Below are 16,447 nucleotides of genomic sequence, written 5' to 3'. Positions count from 1 at the left end.
CTAAATTTGGTGCTAAAATGCGGGTATCAAAGGTGTTAGACAGACAGGTTTCATTTAATTTGATAGCATTTTAAGGACTTACAGGAGGACAAGAAAATGAAGTGGCCAAAATTACTATTAGGCATTGCTTTGCTGATTGGGAGCGGTCTGGTTGGTGTCACCCAGGCTCAGGCGGCAGTAACAATTGAGCCTAGACAGACGATTTATCATTCAAATGGCAATGCAAAACCAATTTTTTCTGATGCGGCATTGACGCAAAATACAGGACGTCGGTTAGATCCAAAGATTACCGAGTGGCAGACTTTTCAAGTAGCTGTAAATGAAGCGGGTCAAGCACTAGCACTTGATTTGGGTAACAATCAATGGGTAGATGTACATTCGACGGCAGCTTATCATAGTGTTGCGCCGGGTTCTTACATTTATCGCTCTGCTTTTTCGGGTGGTAAAGCAATTCAACTCTATCGTGATCCGCAACTGACGCAGCCAATCGGTAAATTAGACACGAAAATTTCGAATTGGGCGATTACGCAAGTTGATTTTGTGAACCAATCTGATGGCATTTATTCAATTGATCTAGGCCATAATCAGTGGGCCTCGCTGGAAGCCTTCCCATACATGGCGACAAAAATCGTCCGGGTAGCGCCTAATAACGTTTTAGTAGATCAAACTGGCCAAAAAACGGGCCAAATAACCAACACGGATGTCGGCTATTTGACCTTTGATGTGAAATCTATTAATGGTCAAGTTTATGTGAAACTAGGCAGTGATCGCCAGTGGATCAATACAGCCTATGTGTCACCATCACTGATTTAGGGGTTATATTCTAGGTGAATTAATTATTGTATGATACTTGCCGACTGCCATTGTGCCGTCGGTTTTTTGATTATTATATAATTTTAATGAAGGCCACTCATAAATGTGAGTTTCATAGAGCTAAGGGTTCATTAATAGTGGTGGTGATGCAAGCGTATGTATCTAGGAAGTGGTCTGTTGACAGTATTTCCTGGTTGTGTTATTCTCATCTTATTCTAATTTAAGTAGTTGCTTTTCTCAGTGTTCAGCGAATTGGTGGTCGGTGCAAACCAAGCAGGAAAAGTGGATGAATTATAGTTAATTAATCATGATAGATCATCAAATCGAGTGTGACGAGTTTTTTCGTTGAATATGGGTGGTACCGCGCTTTGGCGTCCCGGTTGCTTAATTGCAATCGGGTTTTTTTAGTATAACTGGTGATGGATCGGCAATTGAGGAGGCACAGGACATGCGTATTTTAATTAATGGCTTAGGACTGATCGGGGGGTCGCTGGCCCAAGCTTTGGTGAAGTTTACCGATCATACAGTGGTCGGGCTAGATCAAAATAAAGATGATTTGGTGTTAGCCAAGCAATCAGCTGTGATCGATGTGGTTGGTGAAAGCCTAGCGATAGAAGCGCCGCGAGCAGATGTAATCATTTTAGCCACGCCAGTACAGGTTATCAATCAGACCTTACAGCAATTAGCGACTTTGCCGCTGAAACCAGGAGTGATCGTGACTGACACTGGTAGTACCAAACAGACTGTTTTAGCGTCGGCCCAAGGATTACAAGCTAAGGGGATCACCTTTATTGGCGGCCATCCGATGGCGGGGTCGCATAAGTCGGGCGTCCAGGCAGCAAATTGTGATCTTTTTCGCAGTGCATTTTACCTACTGGTACCAGCCAAAGAGGCATCAATTACTGCCGTACAAACGTTGCAGGCGCTACTGCAAGTCACCAATGCCAAGTTTTTGCAAGTTTCACCAGAAAAACACGATCAACTCGTGGCGTTATTAAGTCATGTCCCCCATATCTTAGCAGCGAGTCTCGTAAATTTAGCGAGCCAGGATCTGCGAAACGATCGCGGTATGTTACGCTTGGCGGCTGGTGGTTTTCGAGACATGACGCGCATTGCTTCTAGTGACCCGGAAATGTGGGTCGATATTTTAGACACGAATGGCCCCAAAATTTTGAATTTATTGTATGATTATGAAAAAGGCCTGCATCAGTTGGAGCAATTGATCACGACACAAGATCGTGCAGCCATCTTTGATTTTTTTCGGCAGGCTAAAATAACCCGGGAAAAGATTGAAGCTGATAAGCAAACAGGCGCGTTACCGGGATTTTACGATCTTCATGTGGATATTCCTGATAAAGCCGGTTCGATCGCGCAGATTACGACAAAATTAGCTCAAGCCAATATCAATTTGGTGAATATACAGATTTTAGAGACGCGCGATGAGGTTAATGGCGTTTTGCAATTGACCTTTGCAAATGCCAGAGATTTACAGCGCGCGCAGCAGCTACTTGATATAAAAAAGGAGGTCGCCACATGGCAAGATTAGTATTAGTAGGCTTCATGGGGGCCGGTAAGACAACAATTGGTCGGTTATTAGCCCAAGAAACCAATTTACCTTTAATTGATTTAGATGAAAAAATTGTGGCAGATAATCAACAAACAATTCCGGAAATTTTTGCTGCGGTGGGAGAAGTAGGCTTTCGTCGACTAGAAACTCAAGCACTTAAAGCCGCATTAAATGATGATGTGGTGGTGGCCACAGGCGGCGGCGTAGTCACGCAGGCCATCAACCGCCAACTATTACAGGATACCTTGGCACCAATTATTTATTTAAAAGCCCCCGCCCCAGTCTTGAATCAGCGCGTCGCAAATGATACCAATCGACCTATTGCCGCTAAATTAGATGCCGCGGGATTCGCTGAATTGGTGGCTAGCCGTGAAGCTTTTTATCAGGAAGTCAGTGACTTGACGCTATTGACGGCTGAGGTGACACCAGAGACGATTGTGGCAACGATCAAAGCCCAAGTACTACAAGCACGTAATTCTAAAAATCATAATTAGGAGTTAGTTATGAGTATTTTAATATTGATTGGCGTTTCGGTGCTCTTTAATTTATATGCAATCGGCTTGATTCTTTTGCGGCCCAAGCTTTTCAAGGTTAAGCTATATCGCCCCATGATCAAGAATTTCTATTTGGCCTTACTGCCTTTAGGTTGGTTACTGCTTGTACTAGGCATTTATACGGGTTTGACCTACATAACTGCGCTGACCCAATTGCTCTGGCTGCACAGTGTCGCCCTGGTAATTTTAACTATGGGGTTATTGGCTTGGTTATTATTACTACCCAACTCGGCTTATCTTGTGACGGAATTGAACTTGAACCATCGGGAACAAGATACCAAAGAGGTACCCATTTGGTATGATATTATCTCAGTTTTGAGTTTTGCCTTATCTGGCGTCTTGGATAATTCCTTAAACATTGTGATTCTACAATATACTTACTTTATTGTCGTGGATTCTAATGCTTTTGTAACTGCCCACTTAGTTTTATTTTGGCTGGTTACGATCTTGCTTATTTTAATGGTCAGCTTCGGAGTCTACCTCGGCCGTTATATCCGCTTTAACAGCTGGGATATTCTGCACCCCACATCGTTTCTACATAAGTTTTTTGCCCATTTTAAAGTGATTCGAAATGTGAAAAGTGGATTGTTATTTACGTTGACTTATGGCGTATTTTTAATGTTAAGCTATGCATCCACTTATCTCTTACCAATTTCTGAAATTTTTCGGTGAGCGTGAATTAAAAAACTAAACCAATAGCAGTCGTGATATAAACCTAGCAACTTCAATTAAGAAGTATCGGTTTAATGACGACTGCTATTTCTTTTGCCCAAAATTACCGTTTGTTTTGGCTGGCGTTCAAAAGCTAGACAAACGGTAGTGCCTATAATTTAAAATCACAAGCCCTGTATCAACTGCATACTAGGCATGATTGAAGCAAGGAGTAAAACAATGACGCCAAACCAGAGATATTGTTTTGTCCGTTGTTTGAAAGCTAGATAGCTGAGGTAAAGCTGGATCAACACGCCACCATAATAAATCGCTAAGGTGAGACTAGGATCGATATGATTTTTAGTGATCATCGTAACGATCACAGTTGCGCCAACTACAAATAGATTATTGATCAGAAAAGCAATCATGACGTCTAACCGATGTTGGTTTTTAGCTGGATCTGCACCCGATTTACCAATGCTCTGCACAATGTTAAAGACAATTAAAGGAGTTAAAGCCGAGATAATTGTGACGACTAGACTACTGATGATGGCAGAAAGATAGACGATATTTAAGTTAGCAAGCGCTTTGATTTTTGCAGTGGGATAAGTGAATAGTTGCAAGTGTGCTAAAAATAAAGTCACTAAGATAATTGCTAAAAATAATAAACTTAGTGCTAATGTTCTCTTTTTCATGATCATTCCTCGCCAATCTATAAGTTTTGACTCGATACCATCCAATTGATTAAGCTTAAAATTATGATAGAATCGGCTAATAGTCAGTGAATCTACATCTACAATCTAATTATCTTGGTAATATTAGTCAATGAATTTTTATTTACGATTGTGTGAATCAATAATGAATTTGTTATTTATTAGACAGAGAGTGTTGTTACTATGAAAAAAGAAACGGTGAAGCAACTTAGGCATTTACAGCAAAAGACGGTAAACCAACAGACGCGTATGAAGGCAAAACCCCATAAAAATTGGTATTTAATCATAGCGATAGTCCTACTAGTTGGATTAGGCCTCATGACAGTCATACCTTTCAAATCCAATTCACAACAGCAGCCAAAGGCGACTTCAAAAAGATTAATTGTGAAAAAGCGGTATGGCATTGGCGTGACAATTAACCTACGCAATCCAATAGGGTTTCTAATTTATGTCAGATTAGTTGTTCTCGTCATTTTTTCAATCGTACAAATGATGATGCAACGTTAAGCTTCGCGAATAAGTTGTTTTAAATAAAACGCTTGCAAATAAATAACAGTGCGTTACAATGATTTTGTAAATTAATATTCTTATATTCGAATATAAGAATATATAAACTAACTGGGGGTGGTCAAATTGAATCATAATGATCAGCAACAAGAGTATTCACGTATGCAAGAACAGGCACTTAAAGAATTTGAACGCGATGTTGTTTACTTAGATGCTTTGTCCAACGAAACCAGACAAAAAATAATTATTCTTTTAGGCTCACATTTAGAAGAAGGCTTAACGGTCAATGAATTAGCTGAAAAGCTAGAACTATCACAACCCGCAACTTCTCACAATTTGAGGGCGCTCAAAGATGTAGGGATGATTTCGAGCACCCGTTCTGGCACCCAGCAATTCTATTATTTAACTTTGGATGAGACGATTTTGCGGTTAGAAAGCTTATTAGCTGCCATCAAAGCAAGTTATCCCTACTCGGCAGCGGCCAAAGTGATCGAATCTGAAAGGAAGTCAAAAAAATGAGACACGCTTACATGATCGGGACAGGTATTGGCAACTTAGCGGCTGGTATTTATTTGATTCGCGATGGCGGTTTTCAAGGCTCACAGATTACCATGCTTGGGTTAGAGCAGCATGGGGCCAATGATGGGGCCACCGCAAAGGCTTATGAAGATGAATATTGGTATCACGATATGACCAATACCAAGGGCTTTTTAGCTAAAGGCGGCCGGATGCTTAATGAAGAAACCTACGAAAATCTTTGGGATATTTTGGCTTCAGTGCCGTCATTGGATCATCCAGGTCAAAGCGTGACCGATGATATTTTAAACTTTGACCACGCCCATCCGACCCATGATGTGGCGCGGCTAATAGATAAGCAGGGGATCCGCAACCAACCTAATCATAATAATTACCGGCATATGCAATTTAATAATAAAGACCGCGCACTTTTGACCAAGTTGATGCTGCTGCCGGAAAAAGACGAAGAACAGCTCAACGATATCAGCATTGAGACTTGGTTTAAGAATAGTCCCCATATTTTCACGACTAATTTTTGGTATATGTGGCAGACGACCTTTGCTTTCAAGAAAGCTAGCTCGGCTATGGAATTACGCCGGTATATGAATCGGATGATTTTAGAATTCAGTCGGATCAATACGCTAGAGGGTGTGACTAGAAGTCCTTACAATCAATATGAAAGCATTATTTTACCGATGCGGCATTACTTAGCCGAACGAGGCGTTACGTTTATCAATAATCGAAAAGTAACAGCTTTCGAATTTGCAGACACACCCTTACAAGACGATATCATTGTGACCGGGTTAAAGTATGAAGTTGTTGATGAAACCAAACAGACAGGTACGATCAAGGTTCAGCCGGATGACCTTGTGTTTGACACCAATGGGTCGATCACAGATAGTTCATCTATTGGCGACTTAGATACACCAATCAAAGAGGATCTGCGCTATGCGCCCAGTGCTCAGTTGTGGCGGCGGGCGGCCAAGCAGTTTTATAGTTTGGGTCATCCTGATAAGTTCTTCAATGATCGCTCGCAAAGTGAGTGGGTCAGCTTTACGGTGACGACAAATAATCATGATCTACTGAATCAGATTACTCGGATCACGCAACAGGAGCCGGGAAATGCTTTGAATACCTGGATTGATTCTAAGGCATTATTGTCGATTGTGGTGCACCATCAGCCTCATTTCAAAGCGCAAAAACCTAACGAAACTGTCTTTTGGGGTTATTTCTTAAATCCACGGCAAAATGGTGACTATGTTCAAAAGCCAGCAATTGAAATGACGGGCCGCGAAATGTTAGAAGAATTGCTGGGCCATTTAGCTCAAGTCGACACGGCCAAAGACAATATTGCGCTGCATACTGAAGCGCTCATGGCCAGTGTTGTGAATGTGATTCCTGTTTATATGCCTTACGCATCAGCCTTGTTCAACCGGCGGGCAGTTGGTGATCGTCCAGCCGTTGTTCCAAAGCATTCTAAAAATTTAGCTTTTGTCAGTCAATTCTGTGAAATGCCATTTGATATGGTCTTTACGGAGCAATATTCGATTCGCGCTGCGCAAATTGCTGTTTACACCTTGTTAGGCATTCCATTAACGCATTTGACACCGGTCCATCATTATGAAAAAGACATTGAAGTGATGGCTCGTGCCACCAAGACAATGTTTAGATAAAGTGAGGGGTTAACGATGAAAGTATTGAAAAAAGTTATGTGGGGCTTACTCTGGCTGACAGGTATTTTCGGCCTATTCGCTTTTGGAGTTAAGCGGTATTTCGCTAGTTTGAATGAATAAAATTTGAGCGATTTTTAATTGAACGGCCACCAAGGTATTTCTTTAGCGACTCGGGGTTCTGCTTTAGCATTATAAGGAAAGTATTTCTTCAAATGACATCATTAAGACCTCCTTGATTAATTTAAAGATAACAAAAATACAGCCAATATAACGCAATTATCGTGTTACATTGGCTGTTTTTTGGTTTAAATGTATTGCGTTAATTATTTAAAGCAGCAATAAATTTTTGCGTGATTTGTAAAGGCCGGGTTATGGCACCGCCAACGACAACAGCATGACACCCCAATTTTAAACAAGCAAGCATTTTTTCAGGCGTGTCAATTTTACCTTCTGCGATTACTGGGACCTTAGTTGCCTTTAAGACGGCCTTTAAATAAGCAAAGTCGTTATCCGTAAGATTCATATTTTGGGTGGCTTCGGTATAGCCATGCATGGTGGTACCAATTAAATCAAAGCCTAAATTAGTGGCTGTTGTGACATCTGCAAGGGTGGCGGTGTCAGCCATTAAGAGGGTTTCTGGGAACTCCGCGCGTATCTGCTTAATGCTATCGGCCAATGACTCTTTGTTCGGCCGGGTTTCACCGGTAACTTGGCAGGCGACGACTTCAGCGCCGGTGGCCGCAACCGCACGCATTTCCTTGATCGTGGGTGTGATATAAACCTTTGAATCAGGATAGTCTACTTTGTTAAGCCCAATGATCGGCAAATGAGTTTCGTCTTGAATAGCCTGGATATCCACGACGGAATTGGCACGAATGGCTACTGCACCTGCTTGTTTAGCGGCTAAAGCCATGCGTGCCATGATAAAAGAACTATGTAATGGTTCGCCGGGCAATGCTTGGCAGGAAACGATAAGCTGACCTTTAACGGTTTGTAAAAAATGATTTGTCATGAGTTTGATACTTCTTTCTAAACGATTAATAGTTTTGATAGCGTTTACCTAAAGCTTAACGAATAATAGACTTTCTTGCAAATAAGCTTTGAATACCCGCGCTTAGCTTTAGTCACAAGAAAAGCCCTACAATCGGTAGTCTAGGGTTACCTAAGATTGTAAGGCGTTGTAAAAACTGCTATTTCAATGCTAATTTTTTGTGACACTTATTTGATCAGGTTAATGACCGTGTTGATACTGGCGTAGGTCATGAATAAGACAACTAGCCAGCCGGTGACGGTCAACCAGCGCGGGTGTGTATAATTACCGACAATTTTTGCCTTATTAGCGGCCAGCAACAATATTGCTAGAGCGATTGGTAAAACAAACCCATTCAAAGCACCCACAAAGACTAAGACTTTTGCCGGGTTACCGATAAAGTAAAAAACCGCTGTGGAAAAAAGAATGAAGGTGACGATAAGCCATTTACGGGTCTTTTCTTCTTTAACAGTAGCTGTTTGGGGAGTGGCTGACTGCAGAAAAGAAACCGAAGTAAAAGTCGCGCCTAATGTAGAAGTCATACCAGCCGCAAATAGGAGTAGCCCAAAGAACTTGTAACCAAAATTACCGGCGGCATATTGGAAAATAGAAGCAGCTGGGTTGGAGGGGGCGAGTTTATATCCGGTCATAACAACTGCTAGGCCAGCTAAGAAAAGCATGATTCGGATAACGGAAGCGAGTCCAATACCGGTCAGGGCACCTTCGTTGACATAACGAATATTTTCTTTACCTTTAAGACCGCCTTCTAGGAGACGATGCCCACCTGAAAAAGAAATATAGCCGCCAACGGTGCCGCCGATGATCGTGACAATTGAATAAAAGTCGATTTTAGTAGGCATAAAGGCATGCTGCACAGCTGTTTGGTAAGGGACAGCCATGATCCAAATAATATAAATCAAAATAGCCACTTTTACGACTGCTAAAATTTGAACAGCACGGTCCATGGTTCTTAGGGCATTTTTCACGACAAAAATCGCCAAAGCAATTGCGGCCGCAATAATTGCCCCATTTTCGGGGGAGATACCAAAGAGTACGTTCAGACCTAGACCAGCACCGCCAATATTGCCAATGTTAAAAAACAGTCCACCTAAGGCCACGATACCAGATAAAACGTAACCTAAGCCGGGGAAAAGTTCATTGGCAATGACTTGGGCTTTTTGACCACTGACCACGATGATGCGCCAAACATTTAGCTGGACGATCACATCAGCGATGATACAAAGTAAGATGGCAAAACCAAAATTTGCCCCCATTTGACCGGTAAACATCGCTGTTTGAGTTAGGAAACCAGGGCCAACAGCCGCCATCGCCATCAAAAAGGCAGCGCCCATGGCAATACTGCGTTTGCGTTTCCGAGCTGCAATTGTTTCGGGCGTTAATGGGGTTGTAGTCTCAACTTCAGTATTCTTGGCATTTCTTAACATGGGCATGCATCCTTTCGAAGGTATTGCCTAGAAACGAATAATTTCAATATTTGCCTGTGCAAAAGCTGCACGGATAGCTTTAACGATTTCAAGCGCAGCGCCATTATCACCATGAACGCAGAGTGTATCTGTTTTTAATGTGACCTGTTCACCAGTAACTGCGGTCACAGCTTGCTGTTGTACCATATTTACTGTTCGCTGAGCGATTGCTTTAGGGTCTGTCAGCACTGCATTATTTTGACTGCGGGGCACGAGCGCGCCATTAGCTTGATAGTTACGATCGCCAAAAACTTCTTCTGCGTAGGGCAAGCCAATCTCTTTAGCAGCGGCGATGAGCTGGCTTTGGGCTAAGCCATAGATGGGCAAGTTGGGGTCAACTTCTTGAATGGCCGTACAAATCGCTAAAGCAATGTCATGGTCTTGCCCAGCCATGTTATATAAGGCACCATGCGGTTTGACGTGATGCAGCTGACCTGTTTTAGTGAATGCCTGCAATGCGCCAATTTGATACTTGACCATATTATGGATCTCTTCAGCGGGAAGATCGAAACGTTGCCGCCCGAAGCCTTGTAAGTCGTGAAAGCCAGGGTGGGCACCAATTGCTACGCCAGCTGTTTCGGCTAGTTGAACGGTGTGCGCCATCACGTCAGGATCGCCAGCATGGTAACCGCAGGCAATGTTAACCGAGGAAACTAATTGGATGACTTCAGGATCATGACCGAGATGGTAGCGGCCAAAGCTTTCGCCTAAATCACTATTTAAATCAATTTTCATAAAGAGACACTCCTTAAAGATTATTAAATCTCGGTAAAAACGGCATGCTGTGTGATTGGCTGGGTCAACTGGTCTAACCAATTGATGTTTGTTTGGTTAGCGATATAATCGGGTTCTTGGATCAATTCCATGAGGAAATCTAAATTTGTATGGATTCCAGCAATGACGGTCTCATCTAAGGCAACTCGCAGTTTGGCTAGGGCTTGTTGACGAGTATCGGCCAAAACGATGATTTTAGCAATCATGGCATCATAGTAAGGTGGCACGCGATAACCTTGATATAAGGCGGTTTCGACCCTAACCCCATTGCCAGCAGGTAGGTGTAGCGCCGTGACCTGACCAGCAGAAAGGGCATTGACGCGGCATTCAATGGCATAGCGTTGGGGTTGGATAAACGTTGTTTGGAAAGGTAACGGCCGTCCAGCCGCAATTTGCAGCTGTAATTGGACTAAGTCTGTTGTTGTCGTTAATTCTGTAATCGGATGCTCCACTTGAATGCGCGTGTTCATTTCCATGAAGTAGAATTGCTTAGGACCGTTGTAAAGAAATTCCAAGGTGCCAACGCCAACATAACCGATATCTTTGACCGCGTTCGCTGACACGGTGTACATCATCTTGCGCGTTGCGGCGTCTAATTTTGCTGCTGGCGCCTCTTCGATCACTTTTTGGTGATGCTGTTGAATCGTGCAGTCCCGCTCGCCAAGGATAGCGACTTGGCCAAATTGATCAGCGGCGATTTGAACTTCAATGTGTCGTGGTTGAGCTAAGTATTTTTCTAAGTACATTTCGCGGTCGCCAAAAGCATTGATAGCTTCGCTTTGAGCTAAATCAAATTGTGCTTTGAACTCAGCTTCAGATTGGATGACGCGCATCCCTTTACCGCCACCGCCAGCACTGGCTTTAAGCATAACCGGATAGCCGATCTTTTTTGCGGCAGCTAGACCTTCTGTTTGTGTGGTGAATTCATGGTCGCTTCCAGGCGTGATCGGCACACCAGCAGCTTGCATTGTGGCCCGAGCACGGGATTTTTCGCCCATCTGTTGCATCACTTGGCTTGTTGGACCAATAAAAGTAAAACCAGAATCGTTGCAGGCGGCTGCAAAGTCAGGGTTCTCGGATAAAAAACCGTAACCTGGGTGAATGGCGTCAGCCTGAGTATTAGCGGCAGCTGCTAATATGTTTGGTTGGTTGAGATAGCTTTTTTGTGGATCGGCAGGACCAATACAAACAGCTTCATCAGCGAGCTGGACATGTAACGCTTGGGCATCCGCCGTGGCATAGACAGCGACGGTTTTTAAGCCTAATTCGTGGCAGGCTCGAATGATACGAACGGCAATTTCGCCCCGATTAGCAATTAGCACTTTTTTCAAAATAGGCACCTCCAAAATATAAATAGCATTTAATCGGTAACCTGGATCATGGACGTGATTTTTTGCGCGGCAATACGCTGTGGACTGATGGGTGGTTGATATTTCATGGCGTGAAAACTTTGGGTCAACGCTTGTAAATTTTGCTGCTGCGTACGCCATAGTGCGGTTGCCTGAGTAACAGTCAATAGCTGAAAGTGAATTTTAGCTTGAGGGGCATTTTGAACGAACCGGTGCCGATCAACAGCTGCAATCGTAGCAATCACTGGATACCCACCAGTGGTTTGTCGATCAGCCAACAAGACGACGGGGTCGCCGTTGCGGGTGATTTGAATATTACCAAAAGCGGTTCCCTGAGAAAGCAGGTTCGTAGTAGGCGTGGCGATCGGCTTACCAGTTAAGTGATAGCCCATACGATCCGTTTGGTTGGTAATGGTATAAGTTTGGTTCAAAAATTGTGTCTGTGCTTGTTTAGTAAATTGGGACCATTGCGGCCCGGGCAGAATTCGAATTGGCTGCTGGGCTGGCAATGAATGCCAACTAAAATTACGATATTTGAGGCTGGTCATCGTTTGGATCGGCAAGATTGGAATCTGATCATGGCTGCGCAACGTTCGCCCATTAAGCCCACCAATTTGGGCTTTTAGAGTAGTAGATCGGCTGTCTAAGACTTTAGGAGTTTGGATGCCGCCAGCAATTGCCAAATACCCAAAATGACCACTCGCTAGGGGACCTAACTTCAGCTGATCACCCTTATGAACAGCGTAGACTGTATTTTGCCGGATCAAATGCCGATTTAATTGCGGATGGGCTAATTTAGCACCAGTAATGGCGATAAAAGATTCAGTGTTAAACTGGAGATCAGGGGCTACGCCGGTATATTCTAAGGCAGCGGCTTTATCAGGATTATTCAAGAGTAAATTGCCAATTTGATAAGCAACCTGATCGATAGCACCGGATTCGGAGAAGCCATCAATTTGGTGGGTTGGCCGGCCAATATCTTGAATGGTCGTAAACAAGCCGGGGTGCAAGATTTCAATTGTGTTCATGAGTGGTCGCCTATTCTTTGATGAATTTGGAGTTGAAAAGCACCGGCGCGGTCAGCTTGATAAATTTCATCAAAATCATGACGATCAACGCTGTAAAAGTGAATGTAATCGCCCGCATGATAGCGTGGCTGCGGCCTTTTTGGGTCATATAATTTCAAGGGTGTGCGCCCAAGCAGCCGCCAGCCGCCTGGTGAAACGACCGGGTAAAAACCCGTTTGCTGACCAGCAATACCAACGCTGCCGGCTGCTAACGTTTTTCGTGGCGTAGCCAGGCGGGGCATGGCGATTTGATCGGGTACTGAACCCATGTAAGCGAATCCCGGTAGAAAGCCTAACATGAAGATAAAATAAGTTTGTTGGGTATGTAACTGAATCAAATCAGCGATCGTTAAATGGCCAAAGTCGGCAACTGCTTGTAGATCGGGACCAAATTCTTCGTCATAGCAAACTGGAATGTCGATAATGCGCTGAGTTGAAGTTATAGTTGTTTCTAGAAGATGCATTTGTTTAGTGAGTTGTGTTCGAAGTGTGGCTTGATCAATTTGAAGTAAGTCAAAGTTAACTGTTAAGGTCGCATAACCAGGAATAACACTCGTAATACCAGATATTTCAGTTGTGTGCTGTAGCGTCTGAGCTAATTGTTGAATAAAGGTATTTTCATGAACATCGATTTTATTGGGATAGATGAGCATTAAGCTGGACTCACTTAGCGGGAAAAAGTGGTAATCGATCAATAATCAGCGCCCCCTTAAATGTGATATATACTGACATATCATCAATATATCATTTTTCTAATCTAAATCAAATTATTTCACCCGCTAAAATTGTGATTTTCATTAAAAATTACTTTTAAATCAAAGAAAATCGATGGAAATTTATTTTCTAAACTTTTAAATCAGGGCATATAAAAAAGCCATTACCTGAAGTTATTGTGCTTCAGTAATGACTTTATTTGTGGTGGTGCCCGAAAACTAGCCGATGATGTTCACGCTCTAAACGCGTTCCAAAGGGCAACGCCTTCACCTAACTGCGAATGTCTCAAATGGCAAAGACACCATTTATCGTCATCCTCGTTAGTGCTCAGTCGCTGAATGCCCTTTGTCACGCTCTAAACACGTTCGTAAAGCTAACTTTGTCACCTAACCTTAATTATTTGCTGAAGCTGATGCTTCATCGGCATAATTCGGTTAGTGCTCCAAAGCTAACCAGCTTTACTCGCGCTCTAATTTAAACACGTTCCAAAGGGCAACGCCTTCACCTAACTGCGAATGTCTCAAATGGCAAAGGCACCATTTATCGCCATCCTCGTTAGTGCTCAGTCGCTGAACGCCCTTTTTCACGCTCTATTTTTGTTCATTGGCGTTGATCAGGCCTCTTTGGAATTTGGTAAAGCCTTCTTGGTCTCGATCGTAAGTTAGCGTGAAATAAGTTTTATGACGGTTGGTTCCGGAGACTAAGAAGAAGCGCGTGACGCGAGGGACATCGGTTAGTTCATAGCCAATGATGGCGGTATTTTGGAAATCTGTGTTGCTGACTTGTAAATATTTTTGTAACGCTGGGGCGCTATCAGTGGCTAAGTTCAATTGCTCCGCTAGGCCTCGATATTGGGCCAATTTACCATTATTATTATCAAAGGCACTGCTCTTAGACAAAATGTTTTTAATTCTTTCGGTAAAGTTAGTTGCCGTGGAGACGCCATCTGTGCCCACAGGTGCCTGTGCAAAGACAAATTTTGGTGGGGTATTGTGCTTAACAGTACTCATGTAAACTGTTTTGGTAATGGCGTTTTGTGCGTTATAGTATACGCGGTAACGGTATGAGACAATCGTCGTTGTATCGTCGTAACGATTGGCACTGACGAGAACATAATTTCCAGTGTTGGTGCGGCCAAAAGCCACCGGGGTAAAGCTATAGATATATTGATGGGGCTTACTATGGACCCAACGATCCAGTTGTCGTGCTTGTTTCCCAGTTAAAAAAGTATAGTTTTGCTTAGCCACACTGAAGTCATTATTGATATTGTCGACGACTTTCAGGGCATCTTTTTTGACGTCATCCATTTGCGTGACGCTTAGATTGACTTCTGGAACGTCTAGCCCGTTTGCTACATGATTAGGGTCAACGATCCAATTAAAAGGAATGGTTTGCGCTGTTAAAAATTTTTGGGCATGATTTAACAGTGGCCGTCGAAAAGCAAAGAGTAGGCCAATAATAATGATCAGACTGCCAAATATGATGCCAAGAATCCTAAAAAGTTTGCGATGTTTTTTCAAAATAAACCTCAAAATAGATTATAATAAATAGAATATGGGAACTAATGCTATTATTTACTAAAGTATTTAACCTTGCAACTGAATTTAAAAATACATAATTTAACCTTATAATTATAGTACAAAACGCTGAGAAAGTGAGTTTGCATCATTCATGGAAACTGAAGCAATGTCAACTCGGCAAGCGAAGAGTCTAAGTCGAAAAAAACATCAGAAAAAAATTAAACGGATCATTTTATGGTCCTTATTTGCGTTGGTGGCTGTTACATTGGGGAGTGCCGCTGGTTGGGGCTATACAAATGTCCACATCCGGCATAAAGTTGAAGCTCAATATGCCACAGTAGATCGACAGCGATTCTTAAAAACGAATGTTGCCGCACACACGATACAACGGGTTCGCACGGACCAAGCACACTGGTCCTGGTTATTGACACCGACGAATCGGCAAAAAGTAAAGCAGCTGCTTCAGGATTATACAGCGCGCCAACAACGAGATCATGATTTAGATCGGTTGATGGACGGCAAAAATTATTATCGTGATGGGGTTAACGTTGCGCAATTGAATCGGCTAGATCAACGCTTACTAAAAGAGAAAAATCAAACGGTTTATCAAAGACAAAAAAATCGGTTAGATACGGTACAAGTTTGGGTGGCACAAACCAATGATGGCAATCAATTCATTGGGCAGGTGTATCAGACTTTTCAACAGGATAAACAGCAGCTGACTCAGGAAAAAGTCTCTGAGGCTGATGTTTATTACCGATTGTTAAAGAATCGCAAGATCATCGCTCATTGGCGCCAACCAATCAAAGCAATGGATGCCAGTTTCACTGAATTGCAAAAAGAAAAGAATCAAAACCAAGCAGCCGCAGATAAAAAGGCAATCGAAGATTTTAAGAATGCCCCATTGACTGTACCCTATACGCCAGCTAAGGTAACAATCGATAGCGGCAATAGTCGAGATGAGCCAACAAACGATCGAAACCCAAGTAGCAGCAGTGGCTCTGTCTCAAGCAATGCTTTGACACAAGCATTAAATGACGCCGGTATTACGGCAAGCCGGTTACTAGTCTTAGACTCAGATGCAAATTCAATTTTTATTGCACAACGTTCAGGCTCGGTTTATAACGTTTCTGGCAGTCGTTATAGCGTTGTGAATAATAATCTGGATACAGGAACTTACCGGATTCGGGCCACGATTCAAAGCCCTGGAGCAGATGCAGGCGTCATTACGGATCCAGATAGTAGTCAATTTGGGACCTACTTTACGACCCCACCAAGTCAATATCAGGACGCAGATAATTCAACGAGTGACTTTAATAGTGCCACACCTGTATTTTGGCTTAAGAATCAGCCAGCCTTAAGTAGTTCAATTTTGGTCGCTAGCGGCGGACAATTAGGCTTTATTACCAGTGGCAGCTTAAGCAGTGAAAATGTTGTACGTGTTTCTTCAAGTTCGATCAGTGGTCTGATCGGTGCGGTGAACAGTGGCATGGTATTTGCAGTTATTTGATTTAG

16 protein-coding genes are annotated in these 16,447 nt (G+C 42.9%); 8 read left to right on the top strand and 8 right to left on the bottom strand.

Annotation, left to right across the window (positions count from 1 at the left end):
• Window positions 1-96: 96 nt before the first annotated feature.
• The 4 genes from ACNAN0_RS12350 to ACNAN0_RS12335 all read left to right on the top strand — a co-directional run bounded on the left by ACNAN0_RS12350 (window position 97) and on the right by ACNAN0_RS12335 (window position 3,606).
• Window positions 97-813, top strand: coding sequence for a hypothetical protein (locus ACNAN0_RS12350; protein ID WP_230913136.1), 717 nt, complete (start codon window positions 97-99; stop codon window positions 811-813).
• A 448-nt stretch (window positions 814-1,261) separates the two neighbouring features.
• Window positions 1,262-2,359: a prephenate dehydrogenase gene (locus ACNAN0_RS12345; RefSeq protein ID WP_230913137.1), complete on the top strand. Its 1,098-nt coding sequence runs from the start codon at window positions 1,262-1,264 to the stop codon at window positions 2,357-2,359.
• Window positions 2,347-2,874, top strand: coding sequence for a shikimate kinase (locus ACNAN0_RS12340; RefSeq protein ID WP_230913138.1), 528 nt, complete (start codon window positions 2,347-2,349; stop codon window positions 2,872-2,874). Before ACNAN0_RS12345 ends, ACNAN0_RS12340 begins: the two co-directional genes overlap by 13 nt.
• Window positions 2,875-2,883: 9 nt before the next feature.
• Window positions 2,884-3,606: a DUF1361 domain-containing protein gene (locus tag ACNAN0_RS12335; protein ID WP_230913139.1), complete on the top strand. Its 723-nt coding sequence runs from the start codon at window positions 2,884-2,886 to the stop codon at window positions 3,604-3,606.
• 164 nt (window positions 3,607-3,770) lie between these two features.
• On the opposite strand, the gene ACNAN0_RS12330 is transcribed toward ACNAN0_RS12335, so the two are convergent.
• Window positions 3,771-4,280 (bottom strand): hypothetical protein, encoded by a 510-nt coding sequence (locus ACNAN0_RS12330; RefSeq protein ID WP_416353449.1) that lies wholly within the window; start codon window positions 4,278-4,280, stop codon window positions 3,771-3,773.
• 201 nt (window positions 4,281-4,481) lie between these two features.
• Here ACNAN0_RS12330 and ACNAN0_RS12325 point away from each other — a divergent pair, with 201 nt between their 5' ends.
• The 3 genes from ACNAN0_RS12325 (at window position 4,482) to ACNAN0_RS12315 (ending at window position 6,994) form a co-directional block, all read left to right on the top strand.
• Window positions 4,482-4,805, top strand: a complete 324-nt coding sequence (locus ACNAN0_RS12325) for a DUF5808 domain-containing protein (protein WP_416353448.1) — start codon at window positions 4,482-4,484, stop codon at window positions 4,803-4,805.
• A gap of 162 nt (window positions 4,806-4,967) precedes the next feature.
• Window positions 4,968-5,324, top strand: a complete 357-nt coding sequence (locus ACNAN0_RS12320) for an ArsR/SmtB family transcription factor (RefSeq protein WP_416354207.1) — start codon at window positions 4,968-4,970, stop codon at window positions 5,322-5,324.
• Entirely contained in the window at window positions 5,321-6,994 is a 1,674-nt protein-coding gene (locus ACNAN0_RS12315) for an oleate hydratase (RefSeq protein ID WP_416353447.1), read from the top strand. Before ACNAN0_RS12320 ends, ACNAN0_RS12315 begins: the two co-directional genes overlap by 4 nt.
• A gap of 319 nt (window positions 6,995-7,313) precedes the next feature.
• On the opposite strand, the gene ACNAN0_RS12310 is transcribed toward ACNAN0_RS12315, so the two are convergent.
• The 7 genes from ACNAN0_RS12310 to ACNAN0_RS12280 form a co-directional block, all read right to left on the bottom strand.
• Entirely contained in the window at window positions 7,314-8,006 is a 693-nt protein-coding gene (locus ACNAN0_RS12310; RefSeq protein WP_416353446.1) for an N-acetylmannosamine-6-phosphate 2-epimerase, read from the bottom strand.
• A 206-nt stretch (window positions 8,007-8,212) separates the two neighbouring features.
• The gene (locus ACNAN0_RS12305) at window positions 8,213-9,376 is read right to left on the bottom strand and encodes an NRAMP family divalent metal transporter (RefSeq protein WP_230913163.1); all 1,164 of its coding nucleotides are present in this window, start codon (window positions 9,374-9,376) and stop codon (window positions 8,213-8,215) included.
• 120 nt (window positions 9,377-9,496) lie between these two features.
• Window positions 9,497-10,243, bottom strand: a complete 747-nt coding sequence (locus ACNAN0_RS12300) for a LamB/YcsF family protein (RefSeq protein ID WP_416353445.1) — start codon at window positions 10,241-10,243, stop codon at window positions 9,497-9,499.
• 23 nt (window positions 10,244-10,266) lie between these two features.
• Window positions 10,267-11,613, bottom strand: coding sequence for an acetyl-CoA carboxylase biotin carboxylase subunit (locus ACNAN0_RS12295; RefSeq protein ID WP_416353444.1), 1,347 nt, complete (start codon window positions 11,611-11,613; stop codon window positions 10,267-10,269).
• Between the two features lie 29 nt (window positions 11,614-11,642).
• Entirely contained in the window at window positions 11,643-12,659 is a 1,017-nt protein-coding gene (locus ACNAN0_RS12290; protein WP_416353443.1) for a biotin-dependent carboxyltransferase family protein, read from the bottom strand.
• Entirely contained in the window at window positions 12,656-13,393 is a 738-nt protein-coding gene (gene pxpB / locus ACNAN0_RS12285; protein ID WP_416353442.1) for a 5-oxoprolinase subunit PxpB, read from the bottom strand. The genes ACNAN0_RS12290 and pxpB overlap by 4 nt, the downstream gene beginning before the upstream one ends.
• A 609-nt stretch (window positions 13,394-14,002) precedes the next feature.
• Entirely contained in the window at window positions 14,003-14,932 is a 930-nt protein-coding gene (locus ACNAN0_RS12280; RefSeq protein WP_230913149.1) for a hypothetical protein, read from the bottom strand.
• Between the two features lie 166 nt (window positions 14,933-15,098).
• Here ACNAN0_RS12280 and ACNAN0_RS12275 point away from each other — a divergent pair, with 166 nt between their 5' ends.
• A complete protein-coding gene (locus tag ACNAN0_RS12275) occupies window positions 15,099-16,442 on the top strand; it encodes a hypothetical protein (protein WP_416353441.1) in 1,344 nt (447 codons plus the stop codon).
• The last annotated feature ends 5 nt before the right edge of the window (window positions 16,443-16,447 follow it).

It is taken from the genome of Agrilactobacillus fermenti (assembly GCF_047943045.1).
Lineage (GTDB): Bacteria > Bacillota > Bacilli > Lactobacillales > Lactobacillaceae > Agrilactobacillus > Agrilactobacillus fermenti.
Note: the sequence above shows the minus strand (reverse complement) of the source record. Positions and strands in the feature narration are given on the sequence as shown.

Bases quoted from the DNA above. Each gene is read 5' to 3' on its own strand.
- ACNAN0_RS12335 (WP_230913139.1), top strand. From the start codon at position 2,884: ATGAGTATTTTAATATTGATTGGCGTTTCGGTGCTCTTTAATTTATAT.
- ACNAN0_RS12345 (WP_230913137.1), top strand. From the start codon at position 1,262: ATGCGTATTTTAATTAATGGCTTAGGACTGATCGGGGGGTCGCTGGCC.
- ACNAN0_RS12340 (WP_230913138.1), top strand. From the start codon at position 2,347: ATGGCAAGATTAGTATTAGTAGGCTTCATGGGGGCCGGTAAGACAACA.
- ACNAN0_RS12350 (WP_230913136.1), top strand. From the start codon at position 97: ATGAAGTGGCCAAAATTACTATTAGGCATTGCTTTGCTGATTGGGAGC.
- ACNAN0_RS12290 (WP_416353443.1), bottom strand. From the start codon at position 12,659: ATGAACACAATTGAAATCTTGCACCCCGGCTTGTTTACGACCATTCAA.
- ACNAN0_RS12305 (WP_230913163.1), bottom strand. From the start codon at position 9,376: ATGGGCGCTGCCTTTTTGATGGCGATGGCGGCTGTTGGCCCTGGTTTC.
- ACNAN0_RS12320 (WP_416354207.1), top strand. From the start codon at position 4,968: ATGCAAGAACAGGCACTTAAAGAATTTGAACGCGATGTTGTTTACTTA.
- ACNAN0_RS12325 (WP_416353448.1), top strand. From the start codon at position 4,482: ATGAAAAAAGAAACGGTGAAGCAACTTAGGCATTTACAGCAAAAGACG.
- ACNAN0_RS12300 (WP_416353445.1), bottom strand. From the start codon at position 10,243: ATGAAAATTGATTTAAATAGTGATTTAGGCGAAAGCTTTGGCCGCTAC.
- ACNAN0_RS12315 (WP_416353447.1), top strand. From the start codon at position 5,321: ATGAGACACGCTTACATGATCGGGACAGGTATTGGCAACTTAGCGGCT.
- ACNAN0_RS12330 (WP_416353449.1), bottom strand. From the start codon at position 4,280: ATGAAAAAGAGAACATTAGCACTAAGTTTATTATTTTTAGCAATTATC.
- ACNAN0_RS12275 (WP_416353441.1), top strand. From the start codon at position 15,099: ATGTCAACTCGGCAAGCGAAGAGTCTAAGTCGAAAAAAACATCAGAAA.
- ACNAN0_RS12310 (WP_416353446.1), bottom strand. From the start codon at position 8,006: ATGACAAATCATTTTTTACAAACCGTTAAAGGTCAGCTTATCGTTTCC.